Source organism: Streptomyces luteogriseus, from assembly GCF_014205055.1.
In the GTDB taxonomy this organism is placed as follows: Bacteria; Actinomycetota; Actinomycetes; order Streptomycetales; family Streptomycetaceae; genus Streptomyces; species Streptomyces luteogriseus.
The window spans coordinates 5,069,567-5,084,896 of sequence record NZ_JACHMS010000001.1 but is presented as its reverse complement, the minus strand read 5'-3'; the positions used below and the strand labels follow the sequence as shown (position 1 = coordinate 5,084,896).

The 15,330-nt window shown below is 70.9% G+C and carries 16 protein-coding genes; 9 read left to right on the top strand and 7 right to left on the bottom strand.

All coding sequences use genetic code 11. The features are described from left to right. Positions 1-116 precede the first annotated feature (116 nt). On the top strand, positions 117-1,751 hold the full coding sequence (locus BJ965_RS22605; protein ID WP_184910329.1) for a penicillin-binding transpeptidase domain-containing protein: 1,635 nt from the start codon (positions 117-119) through the stop codon (positions 1,749-1,751). Between the two features lie 96 nt (positions 1,752-1,847). After that, a complete protein-coding gene (locus BJ965_RS22600) occupies positions 1,848-3,515 on the top strand; it encodes a penicillin-binding transpeptidase domain-containing protein (protein ID WP_184910328.1) in 1,668 nt (555 codons plus the stop codon). Positions 3,516-3,548: 33 nt separating this feature from the next. On the opposite strand, the gene BJ965_RS22595 is transcribed toward BJ965_RS22600, so the two are convergent. After that, positions 3,549-3,914: an SsgA family sporulation/cell division regulator gene (locus BJ965_RS22595; RefSeq protein WP_184910327.1), complete on the bottom strand. Its 366-nt coding sequence runs from the start codon at positions 3,912-3,914 to the stop codon at positions 3,549-3,551. A 168-nt stretch (positions 3,915-4,082) separates the two neighbouring features. Between BJ965_RS22595 and BJ965_RS22590 the strand changes: the two genes are divergently transcribed. From BJ965_RS22590 to BJ965_RS22565, 6 genes are all read left to right on the top strand, one after another. Then, the gene (locus BJ965_RS22590; RefSeq protein ID WP_184910326.1) at positions 4,083-5,147 is read left to right on the top strand and encodes an energy-coupling factor ABC transporter permease; all 1,065 of its coding nucleotides are present in this window, start codon (positions 4,083-4,085) and stop codon (positions 5,145-5,147) included. Between the two features lies 1 nt (position 5,148). Next, the gene (gene cbiQ / locus BJ965_RS22585) at positions 5,149-5,910 is read left to right on the top strand and encodes a cobalt ECF transporter T component CbiQ (RefSeq protein WP_184910325.1); all 762 of its coding nucleotides are present in this window, start codon (positions 5,149-5,151) and stop codon (positions 5,908-5,910) included. Continuing rightward, positions 5,898-6,665, top strand: coding sequence for an energy-coupling factor ABC transporter ATP-binding protein (locus tag BJ965_RS22580; RefSeq protein ID WP_184910324.1), 768 nt, complete (start codon positions 5,898-5,900; stop codon positions 6,663-6,665). The genes cbiQ and BJ965_RS22580 overlap by 13 nt, the downstream gene beginning before the upstream one ends. Before the next feature lie 10 nt (positions 6,666-6,675). Next, positions 6,676-7,137 carry a MarR family winged helix-turn-helix transcriptional regulator gene (locus tag BJ965_RS22575; protein ID WP_184910323.1) on the top strand — a complete coding sequence of 154 codons (462 nt, stop codon included), beginning with the start codon at positions 6,676-6,678 and terminating at the stop codon, positions 7,135-7,137. A 103-nt stretch (positions 7,138-7,240) separates the two neighbouring features. Next, the gene (locus BJ965_RS22570; protein WP_184910322.1) at positions 7,241-7,687 is read left to right on the top strand and encodes an organic hydroperoxide resistance protein; all 447 of its coding nucleotides are present in this window, start codon (positions 7,241-7,243) and stop codon (positions 7,685-7,687) included. A gap of 34 nt (positions 7,688-7,721) precedes the next feature. Beyond that, positions 7,722-8,885 (top strand): serine hydrolase domain-containing protein, encoded by a 1,164-nt coding sequence (locus BJ965_RS22565; protein WP_184910321.1) that lies wholly within the window; start codon positions 7,722-7,724, stop codon positions 8,883-8,885. Between the two features lie 41 nt (positions 8,886-8,926). Here the strand turns inward: BJ965_RS22565 and BJ965_RS22560 are convergent, their stop codons facing one another. The 4 genes from BJ965_RS22560 to BJ965_RS22545 all read right to left on the bottom strand — a co-directional run bounded on the left by BJ965_RS22560 (position 8,927) and on the right by BJ965_RS22545 (position 10,862). Continuing rightward, entirely contained in the window at positions 8,927-9,202 is a 276-nt protein-coding gene (locus BJ965_RS22560; RefSeq protein ID WP_030844963.1) for a DUF1876 domain-containing protein, read from the bottom strand. A gap of 72 nt (positions 9,203-9,274) precedes the next feature. Further along, positions 9,275-10,120, bottom strand: a complete 846-nt coding sequence (locus BJ965_RS22555; RefSeq protein ID WP_184910320.1) for a DMT family transporter — start codon at positions 10,118-10,120, stop codon at positions 9,275-9,277. Then, positions 10,117-10,632, bottom strand: coding sequence for a YbaK/EbsC family protein (locus BJ965_RS22550; RefSeq protein ID WP_184910319.1), 516 nt, complete (start codon positions 10,630-10,632; stop codon positions 10,117-10,119). The genes BJ965_RS22555 and BJ965_RS22550 overlap by 4 nt, the downstream gene beginning before the upstream one ends. Positions 10,633-10,676: 44 nt before the next feature. Beyond that, positions 10,677-10,862: a hypothetical protein gene (locus tag BJ965_RS22545; protein ID WP_184910318.1), complete on the bottom strand. Its 186-nt coding sequence runs from the start codon at positions 10,860-10,862 to the stop codon at positions 10,677-10,679. 90 nt (positions 10,863-10,952) lie between these two features. Between BJ965_RS22545 and BJ965_RS22540 the strand changes: the two genes are divergently transcribed. Further along, positions 10,953-12,095 carry a glutathione-independent formaldehyde dehydrogenase gene (locus BJ965_RS22540; protein ID WP_184910317.1) on the top strand — a complete coding sequence of 381 codons (1,143 nt, stop codon included), beginning with the start codon at positions 10,953-10,955 and terminating at the stop codon, positions 12,093-12,095. Between the two features lie 173 nt (positions 12,096-12,268). Here the strand turns inward: BJ965_RS22540 and BJ965_RS22535 are convergent, their stop codons facing one another. Both BJ965_RS22535 and BJ965_RS22530 read right to left on the bottom strand, forming a co-directional pair. Further along, the gene (locus BJ965_RS22535) at positions 12,269-14,494 is read right to left on the bottom strand and encodes an MMPL family transporter (protein WP_184910316.1); all 2,226 of its coding nucleotides are present in this window, start codon (positions 14,492-14,494) and stop codon (positions 12,269-12,271) included. Positions 14,495-14,589: 95 nt separating this feature from the next. Beyond that, complete coding sequence (locus BJ965_RS22530) at positions 14,590-15,192, bottom strand: TetR/AcrR family transcriptional regulator (protein ID WP_030844978.1); 603 nt, start codon at positions 15,190-15,192, stop codon at positions 14,590-14,592. Positions 15,193-15,330 lie beyond the last annotated feature (138 nt).

Sequence of the window (15,330 nt, the reverse complement as noted above, 5' to 3'; positions counted from 1 at the left end):
AATCGAAACGCCCGCCCCCGTGGTAACCGCTTGCGCATAGAGTGCTCCCGGGATCGAGCTTTCTGAACGCGTTCAAAGGAAGCGCGCGGGGGGCTCAACGGGGAGGGGACGTACCGATGGGCAAGGGGGTCAAAGCCGCCGTCATAGGCGGCGTGTTCGCGGTGATGGTGGGTGGGGCCGGGTACGGCACCTACAACGTCGTCAACGCGCTGAACGGTGACGGGGGCGGCACCGGCGGGGTCGCCTCCGGGAAGAGGACGGGGGCGCCCGACAAGGACGAGGTCGAGGAGACCACCGCCAGGTTCTTCGCGGCCTGGCGGACGGGAGCGACCGCGGAGGCGGCGTCGTACACGAACAACGACGCGGCCGCCGAGCAGCTGCTCGGCGCCTTCGCCGACGACGCGCACATCACCGACGTGAAGATCACGCCCGGCGCCGCCCGGGGCACCACCGTGCCGTACACGGTGAAGGCGAAGGTGGCCTACGGCGGGAAGTCCGAGCCGCTGAGCTACAAGAGCGAGCTGAAGGTCGTGCGCGGGCTGACCACGGGGCGGGCGCTGGTCGACTGGCAGCCCTCCGTCGTGCATCCCGAGCTGAAGAAGAACGACACCCTCGTCACCGAGCGGTCGGCCACCCCGCCCATCGAGGCCGTGGGCCGCGACGGCACCGAGCTGACGAAGGAGAAGTACCCCTCCCTCGGCCCGGTCCTGGACGCCCTGCGCGACAAGTACGGCGAGAAGGCCGGCGGCAGCCCGGGCATCGAGCTCGTCATCCGGCACGAGGGTGACGGCTCTCCCGACACCCCGCTGCTCACCCTGGCCAAGGGCAGGCCGGGCAAGCTCACCACCACGATCAGCCCGAGCGCGCAGGCGGCGGCCGAGAAGGCGGTCAAGCGGTTCGCCCAGTCGTCGGTGGTGGCCGTCAAGCCCAGCACCGGCGAGGTGCTGGCCGTGGCGAACAACCGTACGGACGGCTTCAACGCGGCCTTCGAGGGCCAGGCCGCACCCGGCTCCACCATGAAGATCATCACCGCCGCGATGCTCATCGACAACGGCGTGACCTCGATGAACGGCCCGGCTCCCTGCCCCGACACCGCCGTGTGGCAGAGCCAGACCTTCAAGAACCTCACGAACATGAAGCCCAACGAGAACGCCACGCTCGCGAACAGCTTCATGCGGTCCTGCAACACCGCCTTCATCAAGCTCATCGACGAGAAGCCGCTCACGGACGCGTCGCTGACCCAGGAGGCCGAGGAGCGCTTCGGCCTGGGGCAGGACGACTGGAAGACCGGCATCGTGTCGTTCGACGGCAGCGTCCCCACGGTCGACGGGCCGGACCGGGCGGCGGGCGCCATCGGGCAGGGCCAGGTCCAGATGAGCCCGCTGAACATGGCCTCGGTCACCGCGACCGCGATCACCGGCGCCTTCCGTCAGCCCTACCTGGTCTCGCCGGAGCTGGACGGCCGGGATCTGGCCCAGGCCCGCGGTCTGCGGTCGAGCACCGCGGCCCAGCTCAAGCAGATGATGCGGCTCACCGCGACGCAGGGCACCGCCATGGAGGCCATGGCCGGGCTCGGCGGTGACATCGGCGCCAAGACCGGTTCCGCCGAGGTCGACGGCAACGCCGAGTCCAACAGCTGGTTCACCGGGTTCCGCGACGACATCGCCGCGGCGGCCATGAGCGAGGAGGGCGGTCACGGCGGCGACGCGGCCGGGCCGATTGTCGCAGCCGTGCTACGAACAGGTGGCTGATCTCACCTCAGGAGGACGGGACTCTAGGGTGGTGGCCGTCGTTGGGACAGCTGAGGGCAACGGGGACCCTGGAGATTCGCGGAGGAACGAACAGCAGTGGGCAACAGAAGGCGCGTCGCCGAGCGACGGAAGACGAGACCCGCCGTGGTCGGCGGGATGATCGCCGTGGTCGTCGTGGGCGCCGGGGCGGGGGCCTACGCGCTGTTCGGCGGCGGCGCCGCTGCCGACGACGGGACGCGGGCGGCGGACCAGAAGGCGAAGGTGAAGACCGGCCCGCTGTCGCGGGCCGAAGTCACCGGCGCCGCCCGCACCTTCCTCACCGCCTGGCAGTCCGGAAGGGTCCCCCGGGCCGCCGCGGTCACCGACGACCCCTCCGCCGCCCGGCCGCTGCTCACCGGCTACACCAAGGACGCCCACATCAAGGACGTCACCCTCACCCCGGGCAGGCCCGCCGGTGACAAGGTGCCGTTCTCCGTCAAGGGCACGGTGTCCTACAAGGGCACGGACAAGCCGCTGGCGTACGACAGCGCACTGACCGTCACGCGCCGCACCTCCGACGGAAAGCCCCTGGTCGACTGGCACTCCGCGATCGTCCACCCGGACCTGAAGGACGGCGACGAGCTGGTCACCGGCGAGGCGGGCACGCCCCCGGTCAAGGCCCTCGACCGGGACGGCGGCGAGCTGACCAAGGCCACGTATGCCTCCATCGGCCCGATCCTGGACGGGCTGCGCGAGAAGTACGGCAAGAAGGCCGGCGGCAAGGCCGGTATCGAGCTCCGGGTCGTGCGTGGCAAGGCCGCCAAGGCCAAGGATCTCTCCGACAAGACCCTGCTGGAGCTGAGCAAGGGCACACCGGGCACGGTGAAGACCACGCTGGACCCGGCCCTGCAGGCGGCCGCCGAGAAGCAGGTCGCGAAGAAGGCGCGCTCGTCGGTGGTCCTGCTGCGGGTGTCGACCGGCGAGATCCTGGCCGCCGCCAACGCCTCCCCCGGCTTCAACACCGCGTTCCAGGGTTCCCTGGCCCCGGGCTCCACGATGAAGGTCATCACCTCGTCGCTGCTGCTGGAGAAGGGCCTGGCCCTGGCGGACAAGAAACACCCGTGCCCGAAGTACTTCACGTACGGCCACTGGAAGTTCCAGAACGACGACAAGTTCGAGATCAAGAACGGCACCTTCAAGGCGAGCTTCGCCCGCTCCTGCAACACGGCCTTCATCAGCCAGGCGCCGAAGCTCAAGGCCGACGACCTGACCAAGGAGGCCCAGCAGGTCTTCGGCCTGGGGCTGAACAACTGGGCGATCGGTGTGCCGAGCTTCGACGGCGCGGTGCCGGTGCAGTCGGCGGCCCAGATGGGCGCGTCGCTGATCGGACAGGGCGGGGTCCGCATGAACCCGCTGAACATGGCGTCGGTGTCGGCGACCGTCAAGTCCGGCACCTTCCACCAGCCCTATCTGGTCTCCCCGGACGTGGACGGACGCACGCTGGCCAAGGCCTCGCGCACGATGCCGGCGAGCACCCTCTCCCAGCTGCGTGAGCTGATGTCGTACACAGCCGCGTACGGCACGGCCGCGGAGGCGATGGCCGGGGTCGGCGGCGACGTCGGGGCGAAGACCGGGTCCGCCGAGGTGGACGGGCAGAAGAAGCCGAACGGCTGGTTCACGGCCTACCGGGGCGACCTGGCCGCCGCGGGCGTCGTCCAGCAGGGCGGGCACGGCGGTTCGACGGCCGGCCCGATCGTGGCGGCGCTGCTGAAGATGGGCGGCTGAACACCTCGGCAGAGGGCGGGGCAGGGCTCGGGTTCAGTGCGTCACGGGTTCCGCGGCGGCCATGTACGTCCGCCGCAGGAACCGCAGCAGCGCCTGCCGCTCGAACTGCACCACCGACACGCCCTGCGCGGAGTGGAACTCGACGACGACCTGGACCCGGCCGCACGGCCACACCCGCACCTCGCCGCTCCCGGTGGGGGCCCGCATCCCCTCCTCCAGCAGATCGCGGCTGAAGATCCACTCGTGTCCCCCGGTGCCGGGCAGGGCCATGCGGACCGAACGGGGATCGTGGTCGGGGTCGTACCGCAGGGTGACCGGGACCGCCTCCAGCTCGTCGACGAGCGGCACGGCCGCGTCCGAGACGATGTGGGCTCGTGCGTACTGCTCGACTACGGACATCGGACAGCCCCTTCACCGTGCGCGATCCGAGTGGAAACTCTCCGTCCACTCCTCCTCCAATGTCGCATATTTTCCGTATTGCGCGCTTTGGGGTGCATATATCACGGGTGAGATAAAACGAGCAGCACGCTCTTGCAAATCGTTCGCATCAAGCCACATCATCGGACGGTGCATGTACCTGACGGATTCATCAACGCGCCCACCTCAGCCGCCACCGGTGTGATCGCCGCGGGCGCCGTCGCCGTGAGCCTGCGCGGCGCACGCCGCGAACTCGACGAGCGCACGGCGCCGCTGGCCGGACTCGTCGCGGCGTTCATCTTCGCCGTGCAGATGCTGAACTTCCCCGTCGCGGCGGGCACCAGCGGCCATCTGCTCGGCGGCGCGCTGGCGGCGATCCTCGTCGGCCCCTACACCGGGGTGCTGTGCGTCTCCGTCGTGTTGCTGATGCAGGGCATCCTGTTCGCGGACGGGGGCCTGACCGCGCTCGGCGTCAACATCACCAACATGGCGATCGTCACGACGGTCGTCGCCTACGCCCTCTTCCGCGGCTTGGTGAAGCTGCTGCCCCGCACCCGCCGGTCGGTCACGGTGGCCTCGTTCGTCGCGGCCCTGGTCTCCGTCCCGGCCGCCGCGCTGGCCTTCACGCTGATGTACGCGATCGGCGGCACCACCGACGTCTCCCTCGGCAAGGTCGCCACCGCCATGGTCGGTGTGCACGTCCTCATCGGCATCGGCGAGGCCGTGATCACCGCCCTCACCGTCGGCGCGGTCATCGCCGTGCGCCCGGACCTGGTGTACGGGGCGCGCGGACTGACGCAGAAGCTCAAGCTGCGGGTCAACGGCGAGCTCGTCGACGCACCCGGCGCCGAGCCCGAGCCCGCACCGGTGGCCGCCCGGACCTCGCACCGCAAGGTGTGGGCCGCCGGCCTGGTCACCTCCCTGCTGCTGGCCGGGTTCGTCAGCTTCTACGCATCCGCCGACCCCGACGGTCTGGAGAAGGTCGCCACCGACCACGGCATCGACAAGAAGGCCGAGGAGCACGCGGTGGCCGACTCCCCGCTCGCCGACTACGGCGTCAAGGACGTCGACGACGCCCGCCTGTCCGGGGGGCTCGCGGGCGTCATCGGCGTGGGCGTCACGGTCGTCGCGGGCACCGGCGTGTTCTGGACCGTGCGCCGCCGCCGTACGGCCGACGCCTCCCCGTCGGACACCACCGGCATGACGAGCGTCTGACATGGGGGCCGGGCACGCGCACAAGCTGTACCGGCACGGGCACTCGCCCGTGCACGGCCTGCCGCCGCACACCAAGCTCGCCGCCGTGTTCGCCTTCGTGGTGGTCGTGGTGTCGACGCCGCGCGAGGCGATGTGGGCGTTCGGGCTGTACGCGATACTGCTCGGGGCCGTCGCGTACATCGCGCGCGTGCCCGCCGCCTTCCTGCTCCGGCGGCTGCTGATCGAGGTGCCGTTCGTCGCGTTCGCGGTGCTCATGCCGTTCGTGGCGGAGGGCGAGCGGGTCGACGTCCTCGGTCTGTCCCTGAGCGTGAACGGCCTGTGGGGCGCCTGGAACGTGCTCGCCAAGGGCACGCTCGGCGTCGCGGCCTCGGTACTGCTGGCCGCCACGACCGAGCTGCGCGAACTGCTTCTCGGCCTGCAGCGCCTCAAGCTCCCGCCGCTCCTCGTGCAGATCGCCTCCTTCATGATCCGCTACGGCGACGTCATCACCGACGAGATGCGGCGCATGCGGATCGCCCGGGAGTCACGCGGCTTCGAGGCGAAGGGCGTCAAGCACTGGGGCGTGCTCGCCAAGTCGGCGGGCGCGCTGTTCATCCGCTCCTACGAGCGCGGCGAGCGCGTGCACCTGGCCATGGTCAGCCGCGGTTACGCCGGTTCCATGCCGGTCATCGACGAGGTGACCGCGTCCCGGGCGCAGTGGTCGTACGCCCTCGCCCTCCCCTGCGCCGCTCTGCTCGTCTGTCTGCTGGGATGGTCCCTGTGACTGCTTCTCTGGAGGTCTCCGGCCTCGCCTTCGCCTACCCCGACGGACACCAGGCCCTCTTCGGCGTCGACTTCTCGGTCGCGCGCGGTGAGCGGGTCGCGCTGCTCGGGCCGAACGGCGCCGGCAAGACGACCCTCGTGCTGCACCTCAACGGCATCCTGACCGGCGGCGCCGGCACGGTGCGGGTCGCCGGGCTGCCCGTCGACAAGCGGAACATGGCCGAGGTCCGGCGCCGGGTCGGCATCGTCTTCCAGGACCCGGACGACCAGCTGTTCATGCCGACGGTCCGGGAGGACGTGGCGTTCGGGCCGGCGGCGGCCGGGCTGAAGGGACCCGAGCTGGAGGAGCGCGTGGACCGGGCGCTGGAGCGGGTCGGCATGGCGGAGTTCAAGGACCGGCCGCCGCACCACCTGTCCTTCGGGCAGCGCCGCCGGGTGGCCGTGGCGACGGTGCTGGCGATGGAGCCGGAGATCCTCGTCCTGGACGAGCCCTCCTCCAACCTCGACCCCGCCTCCCGACGCGAACTGGCGGACATCCTGCGCTCCCTGGACGTGACCGTGCTGATGGTCACGCACGACCTGCCCTACGCGCTGGAGCTGTGCCCGCGCTCCCTGATCCTCAGCGACGGGGTGATCGCGGCCGACGGGCCGACCGGCGAGCTGCTCTCCGACGAGGAGCTGATGCGGGCCCACCGCCTGGAGCTGCCGTTCGGTTTCGATCCGCGTTCCGTCCCGGCGGCCGCGGCCCGTCCGTGACAATGGGCGCGTGACGAACGAGGAGAGCGACGGATCGCTGCTGCTGGACGAGCAGCTGTGCTTCGCGCTGTACGCCGCCCAGCGCGCGGTGACGGCGGCGTACCGCCCGCTCCTCGACGAGCTGGGCCTCACCTACCCCCAGTACCTGGTCCTGCTGGTGCTCTGGGAGCGCGGCGAGACCACGGTCAAGGAGCTGGCCGCGGCCCTGCGCCTCGACTACGGCACGGTCTCGCCGCTGCTGAAGCGGCTGGAGGCGGCCGGTCTGGTCCGGCGTGAGCGGTCGGCGCGGGACGAGCGGTCGGTGCTCGTGGCCGTGACGGGGCGCGGGGAGGACCTCCGGGAGCGCGCGGGGCGGGTGCCCGGCGCGCTGCTCACGGCGACCGGCTTCGACGGGACGGAGGCCGGGCGGCTGCGTGCGGAGCTGTGGCGGCTGGCCGAGCGGGCGGAGTCGGCGGCGGACCGGGCCCGCTGAGGGTTACCCCCGGTTGCCCACCCCCTGGTGGCGACCCACGTGTTACCGGCCAGTACCTTGTGCACGATGTGTTTGTGCACACTTGGTTCCGGGGGAGGACAGCATGACTGACGGACCCGCCGTCGACACCCGCCCGACGAAGATCATGTACGTGGCGGAGGCCACCGCCCACGGCGGTCGCGAGGGTTACGTCACCAGCCAGGACGGCCGGCTCGACCTCAAGGTCGCGATGCCCCCGCAGCTCGGCGGCGACGGCAACGGCACCAACCCGGAACAGCTCTTCGCGGCCGGCTACAGCGCCTGCTTCCACAACGCCCTGATCCTCGTCGGCAACCGCGAGGGCTACGACCTGGCCGGCTCCACGGTCGCCGCCAAGGTCGGCATCGGCCCCAACCGGCAGCGCGGCTACGGTCTCGCGGTCGCCCTCACCGTCTCCCTGCCGGTCGTCGACCCGGACCTCGCCACCAGGCTGGTGGACGCGGCCCACGAGATCTGCCCGTACTCCAACGCGACCCGCGGGAACATCGACGTGGCCATCCTGCTTGGCTAGAGCGGAGCAGCCGAGCCATTCGAGGAGTGCGGACGTGGACGTGAACGGCACAGTCGCCGAGGGCTTCGAGCCGGTCAGGGAAGCGTTCGTACGGAACTTCGAGACGCTCGGGGACCGGGGCGCGGCGGTCGCCGTCTACCGGGACGGGCAGAAGGTCGTCGACCTGTGGGGCGGCACCAAGGACGTCGACGGCACGGCCCCGTGGGAGCGCGGCACCGCCCAGGTCGTGCGCTCGGCGACGAAGGGGGTAGCGGCCGCCGTGCTCCTGCTGCTGCACCAGCGCGGGCAGCTGGACCTGGACGCGCCGGTGGGGCATTACTGGCCCGAGTTCAAGGCGCAGGGCAAGGAGCGGGTGCTGGTCCGGCACGTGCTGAACCACCGGGCCGGGCTGCCGGTCCTCGACCGGCCGCTGACCCCGCAGGAGGCCCTCGATCCGCTGCGTGGACCGGCGGCGGTCGCGGCGCAGGCACCGGCCTGGGAGCCCGGCACCGGCCATGGCTACCACGCGCTCACCTACGGCTGGCTGCTCGACGAACTGGTGCGGCGCGTCACCGGGCAGAACACCGGGGAGTGGCTGGCGTCGCAGGTCACCGGCCCGCTGGGGCTGGACCTCTGGCTCGGCCTGCCGGAGTCGGAGGCCGGCCGGGTCGGGCGCGTGGGCCGGGTCGAGGGGGCCGAGCCGGCCGGGGGGCTGCGGGCCCGCCCGAAGCGCTCGGTCACCGAGGCCTACGAGGACCCGACCTCCCTGACGCGCCGGGCGTTCGCCGCGATCTCCCCGTTCCCGGACCAGAACGACCCCGCCTACCGCGCGACCGCCCTCCCGGCGACCAACGCCATGGCGACGGCGGACGGACTGGCCCGCTTCTACGCGATCCTGATCGGCGACACGGCCGGCGCCGCGCGCCTCTTCACGCCGGAGACGGTGGACATGGCCCGGGCCGAGGAGTCGGCCGGCCCCGACCGGGTCCTGGTGGTCGGCACCCGCTTCGGCCTCGGCTACATGCTGCACGGCAGCGCCTCGCCGCTCCTCACCCCCGGTTCCTTCGGCCACCCGGGCCGCGGCGGCGCCCTCGGATTCGCCGACCCGGAGACGGGGATCGCCTTCGGCTACGTCACCAACGGTTTCCGCAAGACGGTGACGGCGGACCCTCGGGCGCAGGGGCTGGTGCGGGCGGTGCGGGGAGTGCTGGGGCTGTAGGGCCTCTGTGACTCGTGCGGGCCCTGTGAGCCCCGAGGCTGTCAGACGTGGATGGGGTGGGAGGTCCGGCCGGACGCCTGGTCGATCTCCTCGTGGGCCTTGGTCAGCAACGCCATGGCGAGTTCGTTGAGTGCCCGGGCCCCGGCGATCTCCTCCCCGACCCGCGGCTGATTCGCGTCGGTCCGGTGCCGGCTGGCGTGCCCGTGCGCCCGTACCTCGCTGCCGTCGGGAAGGCGGACCATCGCGGCCGCCCGCGTGTGCTGGTCGTCCTCCGTGAACTCCATCTCGACGTGCCACCCCACGGTGGTGTGCATCATGACGATCACCTCCGGAACGCTTAGTTCCAGGGTGCTCCTCGCACGGGCCGGGCGCACCCGCCTGACGGGCCCCTATCCGGCGTGCAGCATCAACCCGATGCCGACGACCAGCAGCCCGGCCGCCGCGATCCTCGGCACCCCGAAGCGTTCCTTGAAGAACACGGCGCCGATCGCCGCGCCGACGATGATCGACGACTCGCGCAGGGCCGCGATGGGGGCGAGTTCGGCCCTGGTCTGCGCCCACAGGACGAGGGCGTAGGCGGCGACGGACAGCGCCGCGCCGATCAGCCCGACCCCGGCGAACGGCCGCAGCAGGGCGAGGGTCTTCCCGCGCCAGCGCCACGCGGCGTACGCCGGGATGACGACCCCCTGGACCGCCATGAGCCAGGCGATGTAGCCGAGGGCGGACCCGGAGGCCCGCACGCCCAGCCCGTCCACGACGGTGTACACCGCTATGGTCAGTCCCGTGGCCAGGGCCGCTCCGATCGCCGCCCAGTCGGGCCGCCGCCCGCGCAGTCCCCACAGGGCGACGCCGGTCAGCCCCGCGCACGACAGGGCGATCCCGGCGGCGGCCCAGCCGTCGGGCACCTCGTGTGCGAAGAGGGCGGCGAGCACCGTCACGACGAGGGGCGCGGTGCCCCGGGCGATGGGGTAGGCCTGTCCGAAGTCGCCCAGCCGGAAGGACTTCATCAGCAGGGCGTAGTAGGCGATGTGGATGGCGGCGGAGGAGAGCAGGTACGGCCAGGCCGCGGCCGCCGGGAACGCCACGAAGGGCGCGAGGGCCAGCCCGATCAGGACGCCGCCGCCCGAGATCAGCGCGAACCCGGCCAGCTTGTCGGTGATCTTGTGGGCGATGGCGTTCCAGCTGGCGTGCGTGACGGCGGCGAGCAGAACGGCGGCGGTGACCAGAGGGGTCACGAGGTGCGCTCGCGCACGTCCACCAGGGTGCCGTCGGCGTGGGCGACGAGGTCCTCGGGGGCCATGGGGAAGACGGTGTACGGCGTCCCGGCCGCGGCCCAGACGACGTCGTGCTCCAGCAGGGAGCGGTCGGCGAGCACGCGGGTCCTGGTCTTGTGCCCGAAGGGCGGCACTCCGCCGATGGCGTACCCGGTGGTCTCCCGGACGACGTCCACCTTGGCCCGGGTGACCTTGTCGGCGCCGAGCTCCTTGCGGACGAGTTCGAGGTCGACCCGGGAGGCCCCGTCCATGAGCACGAGCACCGGAACCCTGTCCGCGGCGAAGATCAGCGACTTGCAGATCTGGCTCAGCTCGCACCCGACCGCGGCGGCGGCCTCGGCGGCGGTGCGCGTGGCCTCCGGGAACCGGCGGACCTGCGGCACGAGATCTCCGAGCCCGAGCTCCCGCAGGGCCTCGGCGAAACGGGGATGAGCTCCGGAACCTTCGGCGTCAGTGGCGGCTGTCGTCGTCATGCCCTGCACGCTAGCGGTCCGTGTACGGGGCACGCGAGACCGTTTCAGCTGGTGGCGTCCTCCGGCCGGACGTCCGCGAACTCCCACCAGGCGAGCGGCAGCCAGTCGCCGTCGACGAAGCCGTCGACGGATCCGCCGTTGCCCTGGATGGCCACGCGGGTCCCGACGGGGTAGGTGGTGCCGGACAGTCCGGAGACCGCCACGAGAAGGGTGCCGATACGACGAGACAAAGCCCTACTTCCTTTCTCCTCTGGGTGCAAATCGTCTCATCATGCACCAGCCTGGTATATGAGCCACGGCACAGACGGAGGTGCTTGACGATGAGGGCTGTCGTATACAAGGGGCCCTTCGAGGTAGCGATCGAGCAAGTGGAGGATCCACGCATTCAGCACCCGAACGATGTGCTCGTCCGGGTCACGTCAACGGCCATCTGCGGCTCCGACCTGCACATGTACGAGGGCCGCACGGCCGCGGAGCCGGGCATCGTGTTCGGCCACGAGAACCTCGGAGTGATCGAGGAGACAGGAGAGGGGGTCACCACCCTCAGCAAGGGCGACCGGGTGGTCATGCCGTTCAATGTGGCCTGCGGGTTCTGCAAGAACTGTTCGGCGGGCTTCACGGGCTTCTGCCTGACGGTGAACCCGGGCTTCGCCGGCGGCGCCTACGGCTATGTCGCCATGGGGCCCTACACGGGCGGCCAGGCGGAGTACGTACGGGTCCCGTACGCCGACTTCAACTGCCTCAAGCTCCCGGAGGGCACCGAGAAGGAGACCGATTTCGTCCTGCTCGCGGACATCTTCCCGACGGGCTACCACGGCAACGAGCTGGCCGACGTACGCCCCGGTGACACGGTCGCCGTGTACGGCGCCGGTCCGGTCGGGCTGATGGCCGCCTACTCCGCGATGCTGCGCGGTGCGAGCAAGGTCTTCGTGGTCGACCGGGTGGCGGAACGCCTCCAGAAGGCCCGGGAGATCGGCGCGATCCCGGTCGACTTCACCCAGGGCAGCCCGGCGGAGCAGATCAAGGAGCAGACGGGCGGCGAGGGGACCGACAAGGGCATCGACGCCGTGGGCTACCAGGCCCAGGCTCAGGGCGAGGACCGCGAGGAACCGGCGATCGTGCTGAACTCCCTGGTCGACACGGTCCGGCCGACGGGTGCACTCGGCGTGCCCGGCCTGTACGTCCCGAGCGACCCGGGCGGTCCGGACGAGCAGTCCAAGAAGGGCATGCTGATGGTCGCCGTCGGGCGCCTCTTCGAGAAGGGGCTCCGCATGGGCACCGGGCAGTGCAACGTCAAGCGGTACAACCGCCACCTGCGGGACATGATCATCGAGGATCGCGCGAAGCCCAGCTTCGTCGTCTCGCACGAACTGCCGCTCGACCAGGCTTCGTCGGCGTACGAGAAGTTCGACAAGCGCATCGAGGGCTACACGAAGGTGGTCCTCCACCCACAGGCGGCTTAAGGAGCCAGGGGCGGGGCCGCTCGCCGTCAGCGAAGGCGGGCGGCCCCGGCCCGCGAATCCAAGACCCCGGGCACGCCCCACGCGACCTCTCCGCGGTCGTTCACGCCGCCGCTGAGAGGCCGGTGAGGGCACCGTCCCCACGGTGCCCTCACCGGCCGGTCTCGCGCGATCCGTCAGACGCGGACCAGTTCCCTGTCTCCGTCGTCGTCGCCGGAGGCGGCGCGCAGGGCCTCGCCCTCCACGTCGACATTCGGCAGGGCCCGGTCCAGCCACCTGGGCAGCCACCAGGCCTTGCGGCCGAGGAGGGCCAGGACGGCCGGGACGATGGCCATACGGACGATGAACGCGTCGAAGAAGACCGCGATCGCGAGGCCGAAGCCGATCATCTTGACCATCGACTCGGACGAGCCGATGAAGCCGGCGAAGACCGCCATCATGATGACCGCGGCGGCGGTGACGACCCGCGCGCCGTGCCGGAACCCGGTGACCACGGCCTGCCCGGGCTTCTCACCGTGGACGTAGGCCTCCCGCATCCGGGTCACGAGGAACACCTCGTAGTCCATCGCCAGGCCGAAGACCACACCGACCATGAAGATCGGCATCATCGACATGACGGGCCCGGTCTGCTCGACGCCCATCAGGCCGGACAGCCAGCCCCACTGGAAGACCGCGACGACCGCGCCGAGGGCCGCCATCACCGACAGCAGGAAGCCGAGGGCGGCCTTCAGCGGGACGAGGATCGAGCGGAAGACCACGATCAGCAGGAGGAAGGCCAGGCCGACGACCAGCACCAGATACGGCACCAGCGCGTCGTTGAGCTTCTCGCTGACGTCGATGTTCATCGCCGTGCTGCCGGTGACCAGGACGTTCGCGTCCGTGTCGGCCTTGATGTCCGCGCCCGCGTCCCGGATGCCGTGCACCAGGTTCTCCGTCGTGACGGAGGACGGCTGGGAGCCGGGGATGACGGTGATGGTGGCGGTGTCGCCGGCCTTGTTGGGCTGCGCCGGTGTGACCGTGACGACGTCCTTCAGGCCCTTGATCTCGTCGCCGGTCTGGGTGAAGACCGCCTTCGGGTCGTCGCTGTCCTTCGCGTCGACGACGACCATCAGCGGGCCGTTGAAGCCCGGTCCGAAGCCCTCGGACAGCAGGTCGTAGGCGCGGCGCTGGGTGGTGGAGGTCGGCTGGGAGCCGTCGTCGGGCAGGCCCAGTTCGAGGGAGGCCGCCGGGACGGCCGCCGCGCCGAGGCCGATGACGCCGAGGAGCAGGACCGCGAGCGGGCGGCGGACGACGAAGCTCGCCCAGCGGGTGCCCAGGTTGGGCTTGGCCGGCTTGCCCTGCTCACCCGGCTCGTCCTGCTTCTTCGCCCGGCCGAGGAGCTTGCCCTTCTCCCCCATCGGCTTCACCTTCCGGCCCGCGTAGCCGAGCAGCGCCGGGATCATGGTCAGGGCGATCAGGACCGCGATGGCCACCGTGCCGGCCGCCGCGATGCCCATCTTCGTCAGCATCGGGATGTTGACGACGGACAGGCCGACCAGCGCGATCACCACGGTCAGACCCGCGAAGACCACCGCGGAGCCCGCCGTGCCGACGGCCCGGCCCGCCGCCTCCTCGCGCTCGCGGCCCTCGGCCAGTTCGGCGCGGTAGCGGGAGACGATGAACAGCGCGTAGTCGATGCCGACGGCCAGGCCGATCATCATCGCGAGGGTGGAGGTGGTCGAGCCCAGGTCCAGCGCACTGGCCAGGCCCGTGATCGCGGAGACGCCGATGCCCACGCCGATGAGCGCCGTCAGCAGCGGCAGACCGGCCGCGACCAGCGAACCGAAGGTGATGACCAGGACGACCGCGGCGACCGCGATGCCGATGATCTCGCTGGAGCCGGTGTGCGGCACGGCCTGGAGGGCGTCGCCGCCGATCTCGACGGTCAGCCCGGCCGTCCGCGCGTCCTGCGCGCTGTCCTTGAGGGCGTCCTTCGCGGCGTCGTCCAGCTCCATGCCGGAGACCTTGTACGACACCTGCGCGTAGGCAATAGTGCCGTCCTTGCTGACGGCCTTCGCCTGGTACGGGTCGGTGACGCGGACGACCTCGGAGCCGTCGGACAGCTCCTTCACCGTGTCCTGGACCGTCGCCTTGTTGCCGGGGTCGGTCATCTTCTCGCCGCTCGGCGCCTTGAAGACGACACGTGCGGTGGCCCCGTCGGCGCTGGTGCCGGGGAAGCGCTGCTCCAACAGGTCGAAGGCCTTCTGGGCCTCGGTGCCGGGGATGGAGAACGAGCTGTTGCCCGCGGCGGGGGCGCTGGCCGCGCCGACACCGGCGAGAGTCAGCAGGGCCACCCATATCAGGGCGACGAAGTGCCGCCGCCGGAACGAGAGCCGGCCGAGTTTGTAGAGGAATGTGGCCACGAGGGCCCTCCCGGTCAGTCGTGGGGTGTTCAGGGCAGGGGTGATCAGCCCGACGACGTGAGCGGAGACGTCAGGTAGGGGCTAGTTGAGGGGGACTACTCGGTGGGCACGCCGAGGGCGGGGAGGACCACGGCGTCGATGTACGAGGTGAGGAAGGCCACCGTCGGTGGCCGCTCGTCGACAAGCGCGCAGGTGACGAAGGCGCCGAGCATCATGTGCACCACGAAGTCCAGCGCGGGGCAGTCCGCGCGGATCTCACCCCGGTCCACGGCACGCTGGAGTACACGGCGCGAGTCCGCGATCTCCGGCTCGATGATCTGGCTCCGGAACTCGCTGTGGAGGTCCGGGTTGGCGTGTATCGCCGTGGCCAGGCCTCGCATCAGCGCGCCGCTCTGCTCCATCTCGGTGTCGTCCGCACGCGCCAAGAGGGCGTGGAAGTCGCCGCGCAGCGAGCCGGTGTCGATCTCGTCGAGGTTCTTCACCGGCTTGTTGTGGCGCAGCGCCTTGACGACCAGCTGGGCCTTGCCGCCCCACTGGCGGTAGAGGGTGGCCTTGCTGGACCGGGTGCGCGCGGCCACGGCGTCCATGGTGAGGGCGTCGTAGCCGACTTCGCGGAGCAGGTCGAGCACGGCCGCGTAGAGCTCGGCCTCACGCTCGGGGGTGATCCGACTGCGACGCGCGGTGGCGACCTCAGCCATCTCTCTCACCTGCCTCCTCCGAACGACACCGTTTCGTACGTCACGAATGTAGCGCACCCTCTCATGAAAACGAAACCGTTTCGTACGTGTGCTGGCTCACGACCGGTCATTTGCCTTGAGTTGCCCCGTTCCGTCCTC